Origin of the sequence: uncultured Dokdonia sp., from assembly GCF_937910895.1 — a bacterium.
In the GTDB taxonomy this organism is placed as follows: Bacteria; Bacteroidota; Bacteroidia; order Flavobacteriales; family Flavobacteriaceae; genus Dokdonia.
In genome coordinates, this window is the sequence record NZ_CALEMI010000012.1 from 1 (window position 1) to 18,554 (window position 18,554).

Below are 18,554 nucleotides of genomic sequence, written 5' to 3' on the forward strand. Positions count from 1 at the left end.
CTGGTAGCTCAGTTGGTAGAGCATCTCCCTTTTAAGGAGAGGGTCCTGGGTTCGAGCCCCAGCCAGGTCACAAAAATTAGAACCTCTGTATAATACATACAGAGGTTTTTTTATGCTTATATATGAAATTCTAAGGCGAAAAATGGATCAAGTGTAAAAGTTGTGCAGTGATTAAACACAGAAAAAAATTGAGCCAGTAATGTCAAATGTTATTTCGCTTTAAGCGAAATTAAAGCCACATTATTTTAAAATAAAAATAGTCATTAAATACGAAAACAAAAAAACCGATGGTTTTCACCATCGGCTTACATAAATTAATATGGTTGTAGTTTATGCGTTTACGACCTGATCTTCATGTTTTCCTTCTTTGATTTCTTCAATCATTTTGCTGATAAAAGCTGGTAAATCATCTGGATTTCTACTTGTTGTTAATCCTTCATCTACGACTACTTCTTCATCTACCCAGTTTGCTCCAGCATTGATCAAATCGTCTTTGATACTTATATATGATGTCAGTTTTCTGTTCTCTACGACGCCTGCGCTGATTAATAACCATGGCGCGTGACAGATAGCTGATACAGGTTTGCTTTGTGCAAAAAAGTCTCTAATAAATAATAATGCGTCCTCATTGGTACGTAAACTATCTGGATTAGCTACGCCACCCGGAAGTACTAAGCTATTATAATCTGCTGCTTTTACTTCTGATACTTTTTTATCTACTTCTATGCTTTCGCCCCAATTATCTTTATCCCAACTTTTTATACTTCCAGTGTCTTTAGATATAATATGTACTGTTGCTCCTTCATTTCTTAAAGCCTTTAAAGGTTCAAACAATTCTGACTTTTCAAATCCGTTTGTTGCTAAAATGGCTACTTTTCTGTTCTCTAACTTCATGTTCCTGTTTTTTAAATTAATTATTTTTTTATTACTGTAAAAGTACATCAGATAAGGTCTTTGCGCCTTACAAGATTTTCAATAAATCTTACAATAATTTAATATTTAATGATAAAACCTTAGTAAAATCAAGGCTTTTGATGGGATTGTGTTTTCAATACCTCTATACTAACAGCCTATTGTAGTATTTAAACAACAAACAGAATAAAAGATATAATTATAGATCTTGAGTCTAATCCAATCCTCCTTCCAGAGGAATCATAAATAAAGTAGCTGATTTTTTCTTTTTGAAAATGGGTTACTCTATATTTGCACCCGAATATTTTTTGACATAAAATATTTTTGTCTACCCGGGTGCTGAAATTGGTAGACAGGCACGGTTGAGGGCCGTGTGCACTAGTTGCGTGTGGGTTCAAGTCCCATTCCGGGTACAAAAACCTTTCAAACCCCTGTAAATAAGGGGGTTTGAAAGATACTACTTAAAAAAGTGGGACAAAATTGGGTCAAAATTTGACCAAATAATTTCCTTTTCTCTTAATAACTAAATAATTGAAGTAAAAAATATCTACTTCTAAAATTTCCTATTTATATATTATTCCTGATCCTTTTTCCTATTAGGAAAAAGAAAAGATCAGCCACTAGCTAGTTTTGGTGTTTGCTTAGTCGGGTCACAAATAATGTTTTCATTACGTTTTAGGAGTGTATACTTGTATAATTTATACATTTTGAAAAAAAGTATAAATTACGAGTTTAACCTACCTTTAGGTATCTGTAAATCAATTAGATTTACAGATATTAAACAAATAATTGAGATTATGGTATACAAGTATAATTATTTTTAGTCTCCATTAAATACAAGAACTATTATTTAAAAATTGAGCTATGCAGTATAATGATTTCATTTTAAAAGTTGATGAGCAAGCAAATAGTGTATTTAAAGATATTGAAGCTGAACATAATTTTGAATATGGCCCTGAATTTGAAATAGCAATATGTAAGTTATTAAGGAGATTTCTACCTTCAAAATATGGGATTTGCCGAGGTTATGTTGTTTCAAGAGATGGAAAAAAAGCTGGTGATGATATCATAATCTTTAATAAGGATAGATTTCCAACAATACGGGGGAATAATGAAGATTTTTTAAAAAAGGAACAAGTACCTATTGAGGCAGTTTACGCATATATTGAAGCAAAACACAAGTTAAATGAAACATCTTTAAAAAAGGCTATTTCTCAAGTTGTAGAAGTTAAAAAGCTTATTTCAACAAGACCTAAGATTCAAGTTAATCCAATAACGCAAAGTTCAGGGTCAAATTTTCCCGGAATTAAAAAAAATGAACATAAATTATACCCTAATTATGGAAATCCTATTTTCACAATGATTTGGTCTAAATTTAGTGAAGGAACCAAAAAATCAGCTGAAGGAAAAGATGTTGTAAATATGGTAGGTTCAAATCTTGAACAGTTACATAAGAATAAAGATGTATTTGCCCCTGACATGATTATTGCTGGTGAAATTTCTTATACAATTCCAGCTATTGTTGTTGTTGACAATAACGCAAGAAAAGGTATAGGTTTTCAAATAACTCCAGCTCCATATTATATACCCTCAAAAGGAATAGATCATGTAACACAACATTCCTTGAAGTATAATTTCGGGATAGCATTAATACAACTTCTATGGGCAATCGACTGGATTGAATTAGGGCATATAAATTACCAATCAATATTAGTAGAAACAATTACAGAGTCACTTGAAGATTTGTTAAGAAGTTAAAAATCTCAAAAAGAATCTTATATAAGTAATAACAAGAAACTTCCATCCCTCTAAGGTAATCTCTTCATCTAGTTAAACCATCTTTCTAGCTTTTTTTTAAAGTATATGAAGGTTTGTATAGTTAAAAATTGACTTTCTAAGCTTTTAGATGTATCATTATATCCATAAAACACAGTTATTAAGACGTTTTGGAGCGGGTCAAATACGGGTCAAATCACTATAATTAAGTACAATTTATCGTAGTAAAATAGAGGTGCGAGAGGGGATATATAGCCTTAAAGAGGGTGGTTGTGAATCCCATTCCGGGTACTCTAATGACTAATCATAATAGGTTAGTCATTTTTTTTTGCTCTAAAATAAGCAACTAGTTTCTAGTTAGGGTGATTTGAAAAATCATCCTGTCACGACTCATGAAAGTCCCATTCCGGGTACTCTAATGACTAATCTTAATAGGTTAGTCATTTTTTTATGCTCAAAATTAAGCAACTAGTATTAGTTAGGGTGGTTTGAAAAAGTCAGGACTTCGATACTTTTTTTTTCTTAAAGCGAAAATCTGCTCTGAAAAACACCTTTAAAAGATAAAGAAAAGAGAAGAGCCGTTTTCTGCTTTAATTAAGACATCAAGGAACTCTCAATCAATTATACAAAAGCATCAACAAGAATTACGGAATTACCGTAACTTTTTGATTATAAATATTTTAACTACATTAGACTAGTATTCATTTAAAAATAATTAATATGTTAAAGAACATTTCAAGTTTAGGCAACGTCTTAAACGAAAAGGAACAAAAATCTATTCAAGGAGGAGAGCAAGGACATTGTCCTCCTAACTATTGTGTAAACTACAGTGGTGGTTGTACGAACGTGACAACAGCCTTTTTTGATGATTGCGCGTAATAGTGCAACACAAAGTTTCTAAAAGGCACTTTAAATTTGTCAAACTGGGCTTGTCGAAGTTTTTAATCTTCTGATTATCAAATATCCTTCGACAAGCTCTTTTTCTATTTAATTGAGGCTTTATAACACATATCTTCTTACTCTAATCGGTAAAAAATAGTATCTATAACTGTCCGTTCGAACGTAGTCGAGAACTATATGATAACGAGTACAGAGATAAGTTTTGATTAGTTACTTATTACACGAAACTTTGCATAAACAAGCCAAAGTTTAGAAGAAAATAAGTAATTGAAAGCAACTAAGTTTATAGTATTTTTTACACGCTTTCGCGAAAGCGGAAATCTTCAAAAATCAATTTTGTTTAAATTTTAACTAACTTTTGTTAAACAAAAGAAAGTTATTGTTTAATTTTGAAATGTTAAAATATGTCTTATGGATAATGTAGTGAAAACAAAATTTAGTATTAAAGACCTAGAAAGTCTTAGTGGAATCAAAGCACATACGATACGTATTTGGGAAAAAAGATACAATCTTTTACAACCAGAACGTACGGATACCAACATTAGAACATATACGTTAAGTGATCTTCAAAAATTACTAAATGTCGTATTTTTAACAGAAAATAGATATAAAATTTCTAAAATAGCACAATATTCTTCTACAGAAATTGCCGCGATCGTAGCGCAAATTGTATCAGAAAAGAGTATTGGAAATGAAAATCACGCGATCAATTCGTTTAAGATTGCGATGATGAATTTTGATCAGAATCTTTTTTATAAGACCTATAATACCCTACTTGAAGTAAAAACTTTTGAAGAGATTTTTTATGAATCTTTCTTACCTTTATTGCACGAGATCGGACTACTATGGCAAACAGATACGATCAATCCTTCACACGAACATTTTATTTTTAATTTGATTAAGCAGAAAATTCTAGTCAATATTGAGAAAAAACAACGTGAGACCTTACCACGTAATGAACAAACATTTGCATTATATCTTCCTGAAAATGAAATTCATGAATTAGGACTCTTATTCCTTAATTATGAAATTGTATCGCACGGTTATAAGGTGATTTATCTAGGGCAAAGCATCATGCTGGAAAACCTTAAATATTTATCTATAAATCACCCTAATTTATCATTTGTTACGTATTTTACAGTGCAACCCGTGAAGGAAGAAATTCCACAATATTTCAAAGATTTCAACTCCTTATTTGGGAAACAAAATTTAGATTTATACGTACTGGGAAGTATGGTACAACACATTGATGAAAGTAGCATTCCTGATAATATCCGTCTCATGTTGAGCATACGAGAATTTGTAAACTTAATTGATAAATCTGAAGTGAAATATGCCTAAACACATTGCCATTATTGGTTCTGGATTTTCATCACTTTCTGCCGCATGTTATTTAGCTAAAGCAGGTAACACCGTAGAAGTTTTTGAAAAAAATAGCACATTAGGAGGTAGAGCCAGACAATATAAAAGGGATGGCTTTACGTTTGACATGGGACCAAGTTGGTACTGGATGCCTGATATTTTTGATAAATTCTTTAGAGATTTTGGTAAAGAAGTAGCCGATTTTTATCACTTAGAAAAATTAAACCCAGCCTATCAGGTTTGGTTTAAAGACGAGATTGTAACTATAGGAGATACACTAGATAAAATAGCGATAGAATTTGAACGCATTGAGCCAGGAAGCTCGCCAGCCTTAAAAAAGTTTATCAAGAAAGCAGGCGTTAACTATGACATTGCGATCAATGATGTAGTCAATAAACCAGGGCTTTCTCCGTTTGAATTGGTAACACCCGAAACAGCGATTCGCGTTAATCAGTTTTTTAGAACCATCAGTGATGATGTGCGAAAGGCTTTTAAAAATGAAAAGCTAGTTTCTATTTTAGAGTTTCCTGTGTTGTTTTTAGGAGCAAAACCAAATAAAACACCTGCCTTTTATCGATTTATGAATTATGCTGATTTTGGTTTAGGCACTTGGCATCCTAAAGGCGGGATGCACATGGTTATCAAAGGAATGATCGACCTTGCCACCTCACTAGGTGTCAAAATGCATACAGATAGTCCAGCTACTAAGATTCTTGTAGAAAATGGAAAAGTACAAGGAGTAGCCATTAATGATACGTTTCATAAAGTAGATATTGTGGTTTCTGGAGCAGATTACCATCATTCTGAAACACTACTCTCTGAAAAGGACAGACAATATTCTGAAGCCTACTGGGAGAAAAAAACATTTGCACCCTCTTCCCTATTATTTTATGTGGGATTTGATAAAAAATTTGACAAAGTAGCGCATCACAATTTGTTTTTTGATACTGATTTTGATGAACATGCACGTACTATTTATGATGATCTTGCATGGCCGAAAGAACCTTTGTTTTATGCCAATTTTCCTTCTATAAACGACCAAACTATGGCGCCAAAAGAAAAAGAAAATGGCTTCTTTTTAATACCTATTGCACCTGGTGTAGAAGACACAGAAGCACTACGCAATCAGTATTTTGACATTATTATGGAACGTCTAGAACGACTATCTGGACAGAATTTTAGGAATCATATTTTATTTAAAGAATCATTTTGTGTCAATGATTTTGTAAAAGAATACAACTCCTATAAAGGAAATGCTTATGGAATGGCTAATACATTATCGCAAACTGCATTTTTAAGACCTAAACTTAAAAGTAAAAAGGTTAAAAATTTGTATTTTACAGGACAATTGACTGTTCCTGGACCAGGAGTGCCCCCTGCTTTAATATCAGGGAAGCTCACTGCGCAATTAATAGCCAAAAATAATTAATACTCATGAAATCACTATTTGACATCGTATCCAGACAGTGTGCAATGACCGTAACTAAGTCATATAGCACCTCGTTTTCGAGTGCTACAAAAATGCTATCACCGATTATTAGACAGGATATTTATAATATATATGGCTTTGTCCGTTTTGCAGACGAGATTGTAGATTCTTTTCATGACTATAACAAAGCAGTACTTTTTGAACGATTTGAGCAAGATCTGGAATATGCACTTCTAGATAAAATTAGTTTGAATCCAATCTTAAATGCGTTTCAAGAAACCGTACACAAATACAAGATAGAAAGACATCTTATTGATTCTTTTATGAAAAGTATGCGTCTGGATCTTACAAAGTCTGATTACCTCACGGACGAGGAGTATAAAGAATATATTTATGGCTCTGCAGACGTGGTAGGACTTATGTGCCTTACGGTTTTTGTAAAAGGAGATAAAGAGCGTTATGAAGCACTTAAGCAAAGTGCCATGAGTTTAGGATCTGCTTTTCAAAAAGTAAATTTCTTACGAGACATGAAAGCTGATTTTGAAGGATTGAGTAGAACCTATTTTCCAAATACAAATCTTGTCGACCTTGATGAAGAATCAAAACTACGTATCATTGCAGACATCGAAGTAGATTTTGAAAAAGGACTTGCGGGAATACATCAACTTCCTATAGAAGCAAAATTTGGAGTGTATGCAGCTTATAGATATTATAAAAAGCTGTTAACCAAACTAAAACGCATTCCTTCTTCTGAAATCAAAAACAGCAGAATACGTGTTCCAGACCACGTGAAAGTGAGCCTCTTAGCTCGTAGTTATGTAAAATATCGTTTAAATCTTATTTAAGTTTATACAATGCAAACCCTACTTTGGATATCAATTTTTCTTCTCACCTTTTGTATCATGGAATTTATGGCGTGGGCAACTCATAAATATGTAATGCACGGATTTATGTGGTCTGTACACAAAGATCATCATCATAAAAAACACAACTCTTGGTGGGAACGTAATGATTTATTTTTCATTTTTTATGCTCTCGTGAGCATCGGTTGTTTCTTATTATGGCAATATGAAGGTTTTTGGGCAGGACTGCCTATAGGACTTGGCATTTTTGCGTATGGAGTTGCTTATTTTATGGTACACGATATCTTTATACACCAACGTTTTAAATTGTTCAGAAATGCAGATGGTTGGTATGGAAAAGCGCTAAGGCGTGCTCATAAAATGCATCACAAGCATTTAGGAAAAGGCGATGGTGAATCATTTGGAATGTTATTCCCACCTCTCAAATACTTTAAACAAGCAAGAGCGCAAGTAAAAAAATAAATAGCAGATAATAGCAATTTTAAAAATAAAAAAATGCCTGTAGTGAGAATACTACAGGCATTTTTCTTATGATTTCTTTTTTAAGATGCATCACCACAAGTATACACTTGAGGGCATCCAATATAAAATCTACAATAATACGGTCCAGTCACGCGACCTGCACAATCACAGCCACATTTAGATAAATCTGGATCACCACTGATTCCTCCTACGATGTCTTTTTGTTGTTTGCTATTTAAAATACTAGCACCAGAAATTGTTTTTAATTTTTTCATAATATTATGATTTTTAGGTTTATATAAAGTTACATACTATTTTAGGATAAATCAAACAGAAACAGAACTCATTTTTTCATTCTTAATTTGTAAGACTATTGTGAGTGTATACACGATAAACACTGGCTTTAGATTTCCATATTTTGCTCATCTATTTTCCCTTTTAAAAAAGCACGAGTGAAGAAATAAAGTGAGATCGCTTGTATTTCAAAACAAAAAACACCTATAACGTCAGCATTAGAGGTGTTTTTTTAATCTATTCTTTTTTTAAGTGATTTAACACGTATACACTTGAGGACATGCAATATAAAATCCACAATAAAACGGTCCAGTTACACGACCTGCACAATCACAGCCACATTTAGATAAATCTGGATTACCTCCTATTCCTCCTACGATATCTTTTTGTTGTTTGCTACTTAAAATAGTAGCGCCAGATATTGATTTTAGTTTTTTCATAATTAAATGGTTTTAAGGTTTTTATAAAGTTATGGATAATTTTAGTGTAATCAAATAGAAAAATAAGACATTACATTTTTTCTTCTATGGTACTTTCGTAGGCAATTGCTTATTCGTAAGTTTGCGTTATGCAATACACATCTTTAGTTACTGGAGGCGCAGGATTTATAGGCTCTCACGTCGTTACACACCTTATACAGGCTGGTCATACAGTGGTGGTGCTAGATGATCTCTCTGGTGGTTTTAAAGAAAATGTACACCCTAAGGCTATTTTTAAAGAAGGATCTATCACAGATACCTCATTAGTTAACAGTCTTTTTGAAGCATATCCGTTTGATTATGTCTACCACCTCGCTGCCTATGCTGCCGAAGGACTTAGCCATTTTATTCGGAAATTCAATTATCAGAACAACCTTATTGGAAGTATTAATTTGATCAATGCATCTGTTAATCATGACATTAAATGCTTTGTATTTGCTTCTTCGATTGCCGTATATGGAGATCAAGAACTCCCTTTAAAAGAGTCTCAAAAACCACAACCTGAAGATCCGTATGGCATAGCCAAATATGCGGTAGAGTTAGATCTGGAAAATACGCGCAAACTATTTGGTTTAAACTACATCACTTTTAGACCTCATAATGTGTATGGACCTCATCAAAATATCGGTGATAAGTACCGAAATGTTGTGGGTATTTTCATGAATCAGTTCTTAAAAAAAGAACCCTTAACCGTTTTTGGCGATGGCAAACAAAGTCGGGCGTTTACCTATATAGATGATGTTGCCCCGTATATTGCAAAGAGTCCCGCTTTCGCGAAAGCATATAATCAAACCTTCAACATAGGAAGCGACCTCCCAACCACCATTCATGAATTGGCGCAAGAAATCGCCTCAGTGATGAAAACCGAAGCACATATCCACCACCTAGAACAACGCGAAGAAGTTGTACACGCCTACTCAGATCACGCTAAATTTAACGCTATTTTCAATCCCACACCCGAAGTCACGCTCTCCGAAGGACTCGCTAAAATGGCTGAATGGGTACACACCCATGGCGCTAGAGAAAGTAGTACTTTTGAGAACATAGAAATCACAAAAAACCTTCCTAAGTCTTGGCAGTAAATACACCCCTCGTTTCCATCATCATGGCTGTAAAAGATACAGCGCCCTATCTGCACGATTGCATCAACTCTATTATAGCCCAAACCTACCAAAACTGGGAACTCATTGCGGTCAACGATCATAGTACCGATGCGACGCCTGAGATTTTGGACGCTTTCGCGAAAGCGGACTCAAGAATACGCATATTTCATAGCGATGTTCCTAAATTAATTCCTACCCTACAACGAGGCTATCGAGAAGTCAGAGGCACGCTCATCAATCGCATGGACTCTGACGATAAAATGCCAGATTATAAAATTCAAGTGCTCGTAGATGAGTGGCATAAATACGGAAAAGGACACGTCATTGCAGGAGGCACCGAACATTTTGTAGATGAAGGCGAAGTAGGCGATGGTTTTTTACGCTATGAACGTTGGCTGAACGAAGTGGCGCGAACAAGTACCCATTACCAACAGATTTATAAAGAATGTGTGATTCCGTCGCATTGTTGGTTGCTCCATAAAGAAGATTTAGATGCCGTTGGTGCTTTTGATCCTATCGTATATCCCGAAGATTATGACCTCTGTTTTAGAATGTATCGTCATGGATTAAAAATTATAGGTATTGATTATATCCTACATCATTGGCGGGATCGCTCTAACCGTATCTCCCGAACGTGGGATGAGTATAAAGACAATCGGTATTTTGATTTGAAGATGCGCTTTTTTTACGATATTGACCGTGATTATGAACGTCCGCTTGTACTTTGGGGAGCTGGTCGTAATGGAAAGGATATGGCGAAAATCTTGCAGTCCTATAATGATATCTTTCATTGGGTGTCTAACAATGAAAAACAAATAGGCAAAGATATTTACGATGTACGGATGCAATCCTATACCGATATTCCATCTATTGAAAATCCTCAAATTATGATTGTGGTTTCCTCACCCGATGGAAAAAAAGAGATTCTAGAACTATTGCAAAGCTGGGATAAAAAAGCAGTAGCAGATTATTGGTTTTTTACGTAAGCCCATCCCCTATTCCCACTCTGCCCTATTCCCTCTCTGTCCTTTGGGCATCTCTCCCAAAGGGAGAGAGAAAACGCATCACGACGAACAGTACTTGAGATAATCATCCCTCCCTTCCGTCTGTATTTAGTACCTCAATACAGCCACCTTCCCTGTGCAAGGAAAGCAGCTTTTTAAAATCTAAAATAGAGTGTTACTCTATTTTAGAGTAGTATTCTATTTTCATACTTCTAGTCGGTAATTTCGGTATTATTTTCGCAAAAGCGAAAATCACTCAATCACCTTGCCTATTCTGTGTGTTCGTCTCAACTCATCAACACACCAACTTCTCAACACCTCAACACCTCAACCCATTGACTCCTCGACTTCTCAACTTCTCAACACCTCGACTCCTCAACTCAAAAAACCTCCCCAACGATCCCTTTTCGCGAAAGCGTAAAAATCCCCATTTATTTCATAAATTACAGGAATCAAAATCCTTTCCTATGCAAATCAAAGAATCTCCAGATGTATATGATGTTATCATCGTAGGCTCTGGTGCTGGTGGCGGTATGGCTACCAAACAACTCGCCGATGCTGGTTTTAACGTTGCGGTGGTAGAAGCAGGTCCCTTTTTTGATCCTGCTGATCCCAAAACGATGACGCAGATGAAATGGCCGCATGCATCCCCACGTCGTGGTGCGGGCACCACAAGACCTTTTGGCGAATTTGATATGGCATACGGGGGTTGGGAGATTGAAGGAGAGCCGTATACCCACGAGCCTGGAACGGACTTTCGCTGGTTTCGTTCTCACATGTTAGGCGGACGCACCAATCACTGGGGACGGATTTCACTGCGTTTTGGACCGAAGGATTTTAAGGGAAAAACACGTGATGGATATGGCGAAGATTGGCCTTTAGGCTATGATGATGTCAAACCCTATTATGATAAAGTAGATAAATTGATTGGTGTTTTTGGCACCAATGAAGGGCTAGAAAACGATCCTGACGGGTTCTTTTTACCACCGCCAAAACCAAGACTTCACGAACTCTTTTACATACAAGGAGCCAGAAAATCTGGCGTTCCTGTGATTCCAAGTAGAATGTCTATGCTCACTAAACGTATTAATAACGATCGTGGGGTTTGCTTTTATTGCGGACAATGCTCTCGGTCTTGTTCTGTGTATGCTGATTTTTCTTCAGGGAGTTGTCTTATTTTTCCAGCGCAAAAAAGTGGTGGGAAGGTACGCTTATACACTAATTGTGTGGTGCGAGAAGTCACAACCAATGAAGAAGGAAAAGCAACGGGGGTGTCGTACATCAGTAAAGAAGATCGGCGAGAATATAAACTAAAAGCGCGCGTGGTAGTACTTGCTGCCTCAGCCTGTAGCTCTGCTCGGATCTTATTAAATAGTAAAAGTCCGCAGCATCCTAATGGTTTAGGCAATAGTTCTGATGTGATAGGTAAATATTTACACGATTCTACGGGTTCTAGTCGGGCTGGTTTTATCCCTCAGTTAATGAACCGAAAGCCTTCTTACAACGAAGACGGTGTGGGTGGATTGCACGTGTACTCGCCCTGGTGGGGAGATAATTCTAAACTAGATTTCCCTAGAGGGTATCATATTGAAGTTTGGGGTGGGATGGGAATGCCTAGTTATGGCTTTGGATTTAATGCTAATGAGTTTAATAAATTCTTTGGAACCAAAGTAGGCGGTTATGGCGATGTCTTACGGGATGATGTAAAGAAATATTACGGTGCTGTGGTAGGAATGGCTGGTCGTGGCGAGGGAATTGCTCGTAAAGATAATTACTGTGAGATTGATGAAACGACCGTAGATCAATTTGGAATCCCTGTGTTGAAATTCAATTATAAGTGGAGTGATCTAGAAAGAAGACAAGCGACCCACATGCAAGAAACGTTTGAAGAAATTATCCATAATATGGGTGGTCAAGTATTGGGTGACCGACCCGGAGGACCTGATAATGGTCTGAATAAACCTGGAGAAATTATACACGAAGTAGGGACCACCCGTATGGGAAATGATCCAAAAACGTCGGTGACCAATAAGTTTAATCAGTTGCATGATGTGAATAATGTATTTATTGTAGACGCAGGCCCTTTTGTCTCACAAGCAGATAAAAATTGTACGTGGACGATACTGGCACTTTCTTGGAGAGCGTCAGATTATATTATTGAGCAATTGAAGCAACAGAATATATAAAGGAAGTTGAAATCGAAATCGAAATCGAGGTTGAAATCGAAACTGAACAATGAGATATTCGCTTTCGCGAAAGCACATAAAAAACGCATATTATTAATGAGATATTCACTGTAATCTATACTTAGCCTTTCGATAGACTAAGTCGAAGTACAGATATGAAATAGAATATAGTTTAATTTCAAAAGATACCCGCCTACGCGGGCATTTACTATGGATAGAAGAAAAAGTATACAAGCCATGTTATTAGGAGCTGGTGCTATAAGCCTTGGTTTACACAGCTGCGTAGAGAAAGGAGAACCTGCACTAGAAGAGCAAATTATAGAAAGTGCCGATGGTTATTTTGGACGAACGCCCGAAGAGTTAGAACGTATTGAAAAACTGAATGCTGAGCAACTCTTTAATGAACATGAGTTAGAAACCATCGCTGTACTAAGCGAAGTGATCCTTCCTCCAAAACCAGATGTCGGCGGACCATTGGAAGCGGGTGTGCCTGAATTCATTGAGTTTATTGGCAAAGATATGCCTCGGATGCAAAATACACTTTTAGGAGGTTTGCTATGGTTGGATAATCAGTCGTTGGAGACGTTTAATAAAGAATTCAAATCCCTCGAACTTTCACAACAGAAACAGTTACTAGATCCGATTGCTTTTTATAATCCTGAAGTTCCTACATACAAACGCCCTTTTGAAATTCAGTGGTTTGGTTTGATGCGTAATCTTACGATGACTGGGTATTATACGTCTGAGTGGGGAATTAAGGATTTAGGCTATCAAGGAAATCAGCCTAATGTGTGGGATGGTGTTCCACAAGACGTATTAGATCAACACGGTGTAGCTTACGATCCTGAATGGATTGCAAAATGTATCAATCAAGATACAAGAGGTGATATTGCTACTTGGGATGATGATGGGAATTTGCTAACGTAAACTATAATTGTCACCCTGAGCTTGTCGAAGGGCTACAAAATAAAAATCTAAATACTTCCTACTCAGACGGGGCTTCGACATACGCAGCCTGACAATATGAATAAACCCTAGATGTCACCCTGAGCCTGTCGAAAGGCTCATAAAATGACTATCTAAATACTTCTTACTCAGATGGGGCTTCGACAGGCTCAGCCTGACAATATGAAGTAAAGCTAGATGTCAAATGAAGCCACTAGAAGGACCTAAACTTTACTATATTTGATCCAATAAAAATAGCTTCACAAGCCCTGACTGACAAAAAAATATGCTCAACATCGTTCTCATTCACCCAGAAATACCAAATAACACAGGAAATATAGGCAGACTGGCATTGGGATCTGGGTGTAAGTTACATCTTGTCAAACCTTTTGGTTTTGAGATAGATGATACCCGTCTTAAACGTGCTGGATTGGATTATTGGCAACATCTAGATGTAAAGTATTATGAGAGTATAGATGATTTCTTTAAAGTGAACGCTGTCGCGAAATTTGCCTTTCTCTCTAGCCACGGTACCAAATCACATTATGAGATTCCGTTTGAGGAAGAGCTATTTTTGGTGTTTGGAAAAGAATCTAAAGGATTACCCACCGAAATTACAGAAAAATATTGGGATCAATTATACACGATTCCTATGTTTAGCGAACACATACGCAGCTTTAACCTTGCCAATGCGGTGGGGATTGTCGTGTATGAGGGGATTAGGCAACTATCTATAAAATAACTTTCTTAAATAGCACTCCCATATTTGTATTAATTTCAAAACTAACCCTCATCATCTATTTCTCTCATTTTAGCCCAAGATGAATAAGCTCCTAAAAAAAGTCCAATAGGGACACAAATTGCCAAAAGCTCATAATATTTATTCAGTGTGATTGATTGTGAAATGAAGAATATTACCATAAAAAATGCGCACATCATTCCAAAAACTGAAAAGATTTTATTTGCAACTTTCTCAAAAGACTTAATAAACTGATTATTCGTTGCGATTATATTTTTTGATATACTTTCAAACAATAAATAAAACATATGATAACCAACATTAATAGCGATGAACACAAACAATCTCTCTAAGATGTCGATTTCCCAAGCAAAAAAAATAAAAAGTATAGAGAAAATAAGATTCAAATAACCGAATCTTTTATAATAATGTCTAATTTTATTTCTATCCAGAACAGACATACTAATCTACAAAGTAACCACAGCAAATTCTCCGCTCAGCGGCTCCAATGCTTCTACCAACGAAGGAATTAGATCGTCTCCAAATTCTAAGTAGAACTCGGCAAAGTTGGTATTACGCTCTTGTAAGCTATGTAAAGGGAAAACGGCGTTTTGCACATCGACAAGGCGTTGTACGTGATCACGTAATTTGCGTTTCTGAGCTAATAATAATCGTTGTTCTAGATGATCCAATCCTTTGAGTTGTTTGACTTCTTGTGCTTTGACAGCGCCTATAAAAGAAGCATCGGTTTCGGCAGCAATCGTGTACATGGATTTAAATTGCTCTTTCAGATGTTCTCGTTGTTCTGAAAAATCAATATCAATGTTTGAAATGGCACGGATCTTCTGATTGACTAATTCGTTTTGTTTTAAGAACAATTGTGGAATGGTAATATTAAGTGCTTCGGCTTTTTTCTTTTGCTTCTCGGTACGGATCAACGCCGAGTTTCTCAAAAGCAACATCGGAAAAGGGACGTGCATAGCTTCAAAGCAAGACTTTAGTTGAAACCAATACGCCAACTCCCCGCCTCCTCCAATGTAGGTGAGATTCGGTAAAATCACTTCTTGATACAATGGGCGTAACAACGCATTGGGAGAAAAACGTTCTGGGTGCGCTTTCAATTCCTGACGAACCTCAGCTTCACTAAAACGGATGTCTGTGTTGTTAACAACAAATGTATCGTCAAATTTGATAATACGTTCGCGGATGCCTTTGATGATATAAAATAAATTAATTTCTCTAGGATGTACTTGTTCTGAGTAGCCTAACTTAGTTAATTCTGCTGTTTGTGCCGTGACTTCTTTATGTGTCACTTCTTCAAACAATTCTCGATCCACATACGGAGCAAATATTTTCTTCAGATCTACATCATTCCCATCTACAATGACGAGTCCGTAATCTTTAAAAAGTTCGTTTGCCAGATATCTAGTGGCATCTGTAAGGTTGGTGTGTTTGATATACGCTTCTTCAAAAAGTGCTGTCAAGTACTGCGCATTTTTTGAAGTTCCTAAAGCCGTTTTAAATAACTCCAAGACTGCTTCAAGACCCTCTGTTGAGAGTTCGCCTACCGCGCCACCATCTTCTCGATTCCATTGAATTTTTGATCCTTTAAATCGGAAGTAATTGATTTCATCAAAGTCGTGATCTTCGGTTGCCATCCAGTAGACGGGGACAAAATTATAATTGGGGTGTTGCTGTTTTAGCTTTCGCGAAAGCGTAATCGTGTGAATAATCTTATATAGAAAATAAAGTGGTCCTGTAAAGAGGTTTAATTGATGTCCTGTCGTGATGGTGAATGTGGTCGCTTCTCCTAATTTTTCTATATGCGCTTGTGTTGCATCAGAAATGGAAATCTGCTCATATTGTTTTTGTAAAGACGATACCAAAACACCTCTAGACTCCTCACTAAACCAAGACTGCTTCTCTTTGATTTGTGCTTCAAAATTTTCTAATGAAGGAAACCGATGATAAAAAGGCGCTACGTTTGTATCTTGATCCAGATACTGGCAAATAAGTTTTGAGAAATATCCTGTTTCAGGATATGTGATGGTATCTTTTTGCATGTTGATATAACAATTTCCTTCCAAAAATAGGTCTTTTGGCGATGATTACATAATATGCGATTTCCAGATGTATCGACAGAAATGACACATATAAAACACCTATCACGAGATATTCGATAACTTTTGTTTCTGTTTCCTATTCGGTTGCTCGTGTGGGATCATATTTCTATCCATAAAGCGGATGATACGTGACTTTAATCAGCTTTATATTATCACTTTAAATATATGTTACTTACAAAACCTAAAATTGTCTAAAAAGGCTGATTTTATTTTCTTATAATGGGTATATTTAAAACTTTTATCTTAAAGAAATATTTATGCGTCATTTATCTTTATTCCTATTATTCTTAACAGGAATACTTCAAGCACAAGTCCAGTCTCCATCAGAATTTTTAGGGTATGAGATCGGGTCTCAATTTTCACGCCACTCAGACGTTGTTCGTTATTTTGAACACGTTGCTCAAAACAGTGATTTGGTCACCTACCAAGAATATGGTCGTACGAATGAACGTCGCCCACTTACCTATGCTGTCGTGACCAGTTCTGCCAATCACAGTAATCTTGAAAACATACGAACAGCAAATCTTGCGCAAGCGGGGATAGGCAACTCTTCACAAGCAACTGCCGACAAGGCGATTGTCTGGTTATCGTATAATGTGCATGGAAATGAAGCTTCGAGTACAGAGGCTTCTATGGTCACTTTATATGAGCTTATTACGAGCAAAAAAGATTGGTTAGAAAACACGGTTGTTATCATTGATCCGTGTATCAATCCTGACGGGCGTGACCGCTATGCCAACTGGTTTAATCAAGTAGCGTCTACACCGTATGATCCTGCACAAGTAGCCTCAGAGCATAACGAGCCTTGGCCTGGAGGACGTCCTAATCATTACTTATTTGACCTTAACCGTGATTGGGCATGGGCAACGCAAGTCGAGTCTCAAGCACGTTTAAAAATATACAATCAGTGGTTACCTCATGTTCACGTTGATTTTCATGAACAGGGAATTAACGAACCTTATTATTTTGCGCCTGCCGCAGAGCCTTTCCATGAAATTATATCTGATTGGCAACGTGATTTCCAAACACAAATAGGAAAAAACCATGCACGTTATTTTGACAAAGAAGGATGGTTATTTTTTACACGAGAGCGTTTTGACTTACTGTATCCTAGTTATGGAGATACGTATCCTACCTATATGGGGGCGATAGGTATGACCTACGAACAAGCTGGTCATGGCCGTGCTGGATTGGGTATTAATACAGATGAAGGCTACGAGCTTACGCTTTTTGATCGTGTCGCTCACCATAAAACAACAGGGCTTTCTACCGTAGAAATTTCTTCTAAGACCGCTTCAAAAATCAATCGTGAGTTTGCGAAGTTTTTTGATACGAGTGGTTTAAAATATAAAAGTTTTGTACTGAAAGGTTCTGAAGATAATCTTGCGGCACTTGCTACTTTATTAGACACACATGGAATCAAATACGAATTTGCAACCAATGGGAAAGCCAATGGTTTTAGCTATACCAAAAATGATCAAGGGAGTATGAACTACGACCTTGCGATGGTGATTCATACCGATCAGCCAAAAGGGAAGATGGTCAAAGTATTATTAGAGCCAGATGCAAAACTATCTACACCTCTCACCTACGATATTACGGCTTGGAGTTTACCTCATGCGTATGGTCTTGATGCCATTGCAAGTACCACAAAAGTAAGCACCAATAGTGGAAATCCTTTTTCTAAAGTGATCAACCAACAGCGTATGGATGCGCCTGGGTACATTGCAAAGTGGAATAGTATGGAGGATGCAAAATTCCTCGCTGGTTTATTAAAAGCGGATATTAAAGTTCGCTTTACAGAAAAACCAATGACTAACAGCGGACAGAAATTTGATCGTGGTACATTAATCATCACGAAGAGTGATAACAAAGACAACAAAAACTTTGTAGATACTCTTTACAAAATTGCAGACAAAAACAGCAGAAAGCTAGTGCCTGCTACTTCTACTTTTTCGGAGGCGGGTCCTGACTTTG

General features: G+C 36.5%; 17 protein-coding genes and 1 tRNA gene. 13 read left to right on the forward strand and 5 right to left on the reverse strand.

Going from position 1 to position 18,554, the window contains the following annotated elements; all coding sequences use genetic code 11:
• Nucleotides 1–330 precede the first annotated feature (330 nt).
• Nucleotides 331–894 carry a type 1 glutamine amidotransferase domain-containing protein gene (locus Q0505_RS00795; protein ID WP_299207712.1) on the reverse strand — a complete coding sequence of 188 codons (564 nt, stop codon included), beginning with the start codon at nucleotides 892–894 and terminating at the stop codon, nucleotides 331–333.
• A 348-nt stretch (nucleotides 895–1,242) separates the two neighbouring features.
• Between Q0505_RS00795 and Q0505_RS00800 the strand changes: the two genes are divergently transcribed.
• The 7 genes from Q0505_RS00800 (at nucleotide 1,243) to Q0505_RS00830 (ending at nucleotide 7,704) form a co-directional block, all read left to right on the forward strand.
• Nucleotides 1,243–1,325, forward strand: a tRNA-Leu gene (locus Q0505_RS00800).
• 451 nt (nucleotides 1,326–1,776) lie between these two features.
• Nucleotides 1,777–2,670 (forward strand): DUF6602 domain-containing protein, encoded by an 894-nt coding sequence (locus tag Q0505_RS00805; RefSeq protein ID WP_299207715.1) that lies wholly within the window; start codon nucleotides 1,777–1,779, stop codon nucleotides 2,668–2,670.
• A 738-nt stretch (nucleotides 2,671–3,408) separates the two neighbouring features.
• Nucleotides 3,409–3,567, forward strand: coding sequence for a hypothetical protein (locus Q0505_RS00810; RefSeq protein ID WP_299207718.1), 159 nt, complete (start codon nucleotides 3,409–3,411; stop codon nucleotides 3,565–3,567).
• A 432-nt stretch (nucleotides 3,568–3,999) separates the two neighbouring features.
• The gene (locus Q0505_RS00815) at nucleotides 4,000–4,929 is read left to right on the forward strand and encodes a MerR family transcriptional regulator (RefSeq protein ID WP_299207721.1); all 930 of its coding nucleotides are present in this window, start codon (nucleotides 4,000–4,002) and stop codon (nucleotides 4,927–4,929) included.
• Complete coding sequence (gene crtI, locus Q0505_RS00820; RefSeq protein WP_299207724.1) at nucleotides 4,922–6,379, forward strand: phytoene desaturase family protein; 1,458 nt, start codon at nucleotides 4,922–4,924, stop codon at nucleotides 6,377–6,379. Before Q0505_RS00815 ends, crtI begins: the two co-directional genes overlap by 8 nt.
• A gap of 5 nt (nucleotides 6,380–6,384) precedes the next feature.
• Nucleotides 6,385–7,224 carry a phytoene/squalene synthase family protein gene (locus Q0505_RS00825; RefSeq protein WP_299207726.1) on the forward strand — a complete coding sequence of 280 codons (840 nt, stop codon included), beginning with the start codon at nucleotides 6,385–6,387 and terminating at the stop codon, nucleotides 7,222–7,224.
• 9 nt (nucleotides 7,225–7,233) lie between these two features.
• Nucleotides 7,234–7,704, forward strand: coding sequence for a sterol desaturase family protein (locus tag Q0505_RS00830; protein WP_299207729.1), 471 nt, complete (start codon nucleotides 7,234–7,236; stop codon nucleotides 7,702–7,704).
• Nucleotides 7,705–7,784: 80 nt separating this feature from the next.
• Here Q0505_RS00830 and Q0505_RS00835 read toward each other — a convergent pair whose 3' ends face one another.
• Nucleotides 7,785–7,979: a hypothetical protein gene (locus Q0505_RS00835; protein ID WP_299207732.1), complete on the reverse strand. Its 195-nt coding sequence runs from the start codon at nucleotides 7,977–7,979 to the stop codon at nucleotides 7,785–7,787.
• A 276-nt stretch (nucleotides 7,980–8,255) separates the two neighbouring features.
• Entirely contained in the window at nucleotides 8,256–8,438 is a 183-nt protein-coding gene (locus tag Q0505_RS00840) for a hypothetical protein (protein WP_299207735.1), read from the reverse strand.
• Between the two features lie 128 nt (nucleotides 8,439–8,566).
• Here Q0505_RS00840 and Q0505_RS00845 point away from each other — a divergent pair, with 128 nt between their 5' ends.
• The 5 genes from Q0505_RS00845 to Q0505_RS00865 all read left to right on the forward strand — a co-directional run bounded on the left by Q0505_RS00845 (nucleotide 8,567) and on the right by Q0505_RS00865 (nucleotide 14,457).
• Entirely contained in the window at nucleotides 8,567–9,559 is a 993-nt protein-coding gene (locus Q0505_RS00845) for an NAD-dependent epimerase/dehydratase family protein (protein WP_299207737.1), read from the forward strand.
• Nucleotides 9,550–10,566, forward strand: coding sequence for a glycosyltransferase family 2 protein (locus Q0505_RS00850; RefSeq protein WP_299207739.1), 1,017 nt, complete (start codon nucleotides 9,550–9,552; stop codon nucleotides 10,564–10,566). The genes Q0505_RS00845 and Q0505_RS00850 overlap by 10 nt, the downstream gene beginning before the upstream one ends.
• A 485-nt stretch (nucleotides 10,567–11,051) precedes the next feature.
• Nucleotides 11,052–12,770, forward strand: a complete 1,719-nt coding sequence (locus Q0505_RS00855; protein ID WP_299207758.1) for a GMC family oxidoreductase — start codon at nucleotides 11,052–11,054, stop codon at nucleotides 12,768–12,770.
• Nucleotides 12,771–12,980: 210 nt separating this feature from the next.
• Nucleotides 12,981–13,697 carry a gluconate 2-dehydrogenase subunit 3 family protein gene (locus tag Q0505_RS00860; RefSeq protein ID WP_299207741.1) on the forward strand — a complete coding sequence of 239 codons (717 nt, stop codon included), beginning with the start codon at nucleotides 12,981–12,983 and terminating at the stop codon, nucleotides 13,695–13,697.
• Nucleotides 13,698–14,001: 304 nt separating this feature from the next.
• The gene (locus Q0505_RS00865; protein WP_299207744.1) at nucleotides 14,002–14,457 is read left to right on the forward strand and encodes a tRNA (cytidine(34)-2'-O)-methyltransferase; all 456 of its coding nucleotides are present in this window, start codon (nucleotides 14,002–14,004) and stop codon (nucleotides 14,455–14,457) included.
• Nucleotides 14,458–14,498: 41 nt separating this feature from the next.
• Here the strand turns inward: Q0505_RS00865 and Q0505_RS00870 are convergent, their stop codons facing one another.
• Nucleotides 14,499–14,861 carry a hypothetical protein gene (locus tag Q0505_RS00870; protein ID WP_299207747.1) on the reverse strand — a complete coding sequence of 121 codons (363 nt, stop codon included), beginning with the start codon at nucleotides 14,859–14,861 and terminating at the stop codon, nucleotides 14,499–14,501.
• A gap of 60 nt (nucleotides 14,862–14,921) precedes the next feature.
• Nucleotides 14,922–16,517, reverse strand: a complete 1,596-nt coding sequence (bshC, locus tag Q0505_RS00875; RefSeq protein WP_299207751.1) for a bacillithiol biosynthesis cysteine-adding enzyme BshC — start codon at nucleotides 16,515–16,517, stop codon at nucleotides 14,922–14,924.
• Nucleotides 16,518–16,834: 317 nt separating this feature from the next.
• On the opposite strand from bshC, the gene Q0505_RS00880 reads away from it, so the two are divergent.
• On the forward strand, nucleotides 16,835–18,554 hold a 1,720-nt coding region (locus tag Q0505_RS00880; RefSeq protein ID WP_299207755.1), incomplete at its 3' end, for a M14 metallopeptidase family protein.

Coding starts and splice junctions, on each gene's coding strand:
- Q0505_RS00845 (WP_299207737.1), top strand. CDS start 8,567: ATGCAATACACATCTTTAGTTACTGGAGGCGCAGGATTTATAGGCTCT.
- Q0505_RS00805 (WP_299207715.1), top strand. CDS start 1,777: ATGCAGTATAATGATTTCATTTTAAAAGTTGATGAGCAAGCAAATAGT.
- Q0505_RS00865 (WP_299207744.1), top strand. CDS start 14,002: ATGCTCAACATCGTTCTCATTCACCCAGAAATACCAAATAACACAGGA.
- Q0505_RS00830 (WP_299207729.1), top strand. CDS start 7,234: ATGCAAACCCTACTTTGGATATCAATTTTTCTTCTCACCTTTTGTATC.
- Q0505_RS00825 (WP_299207726.1), top strand. CDS start 6,385: ATGAAATCACTATTTGACATCGTATCCAGACAGTGTGCAATGACCGTA.
- Q0505_RS00860 (WP_299207741.1), top strand. CDS start 12,981: ATGGATAGAAGAAAAAGTATACAAGCCATGTTATTAGGAGCTGGTGCT.
- Q0505_RS00835 (WP_299207732.1), bottom strand. CDS start 7,979: ATGAAAAAATTAAAAACAATTTCTGGTGCTAGTATTTTAAATAGCAAA.
- Q0505_RS00795 (WP_299207712.1), bottom strand. CDS start 894: ATGAAGTTAGAGAACAGAAAAGTAGCCATTTTAGCAACAAACGGATTT.
- Q0505_RS00855 (WP_299207758.1), top strand. CDS start 11,052: ATGCAAATCAAAGAATCTCCAGATGTATATGATGTTATCATCGTAGGC.
- crtI (WP_299207724.1), top strand. CDS start 4,922: ATGCCTAAACACATTGCCATTATTGGTTCTGGATTTTCATCACTTTCT.
- Q0505_RS00840 (WP_299207735.1), bottom strand. CDS start 8,438: ATGAAAAAACTAAAATCAATATCTGGCGCTACTATTTTAAGTAGCAAA.
- Q0505_RS00810 (WP_299207718.1), top strand. CDS start 3,409: ATGTTAAAGAACATTTCAAGTTTAGGCAACGTCTTAAACGAAAAGGAA.
- bshC (WP_299207751.1), bottom strand. CDS start 16,517: ATGCAAAAAGATACCATCACATATCCTGAAACAGGATATTTCTCAAAA.
- Q0505_RS00815 (WP_299207721.1), top strand. CDS start 4,000: ATGGATAATGTAGTGAAAACAAAATTTAGTATTAAAGACCTAGAAAGT.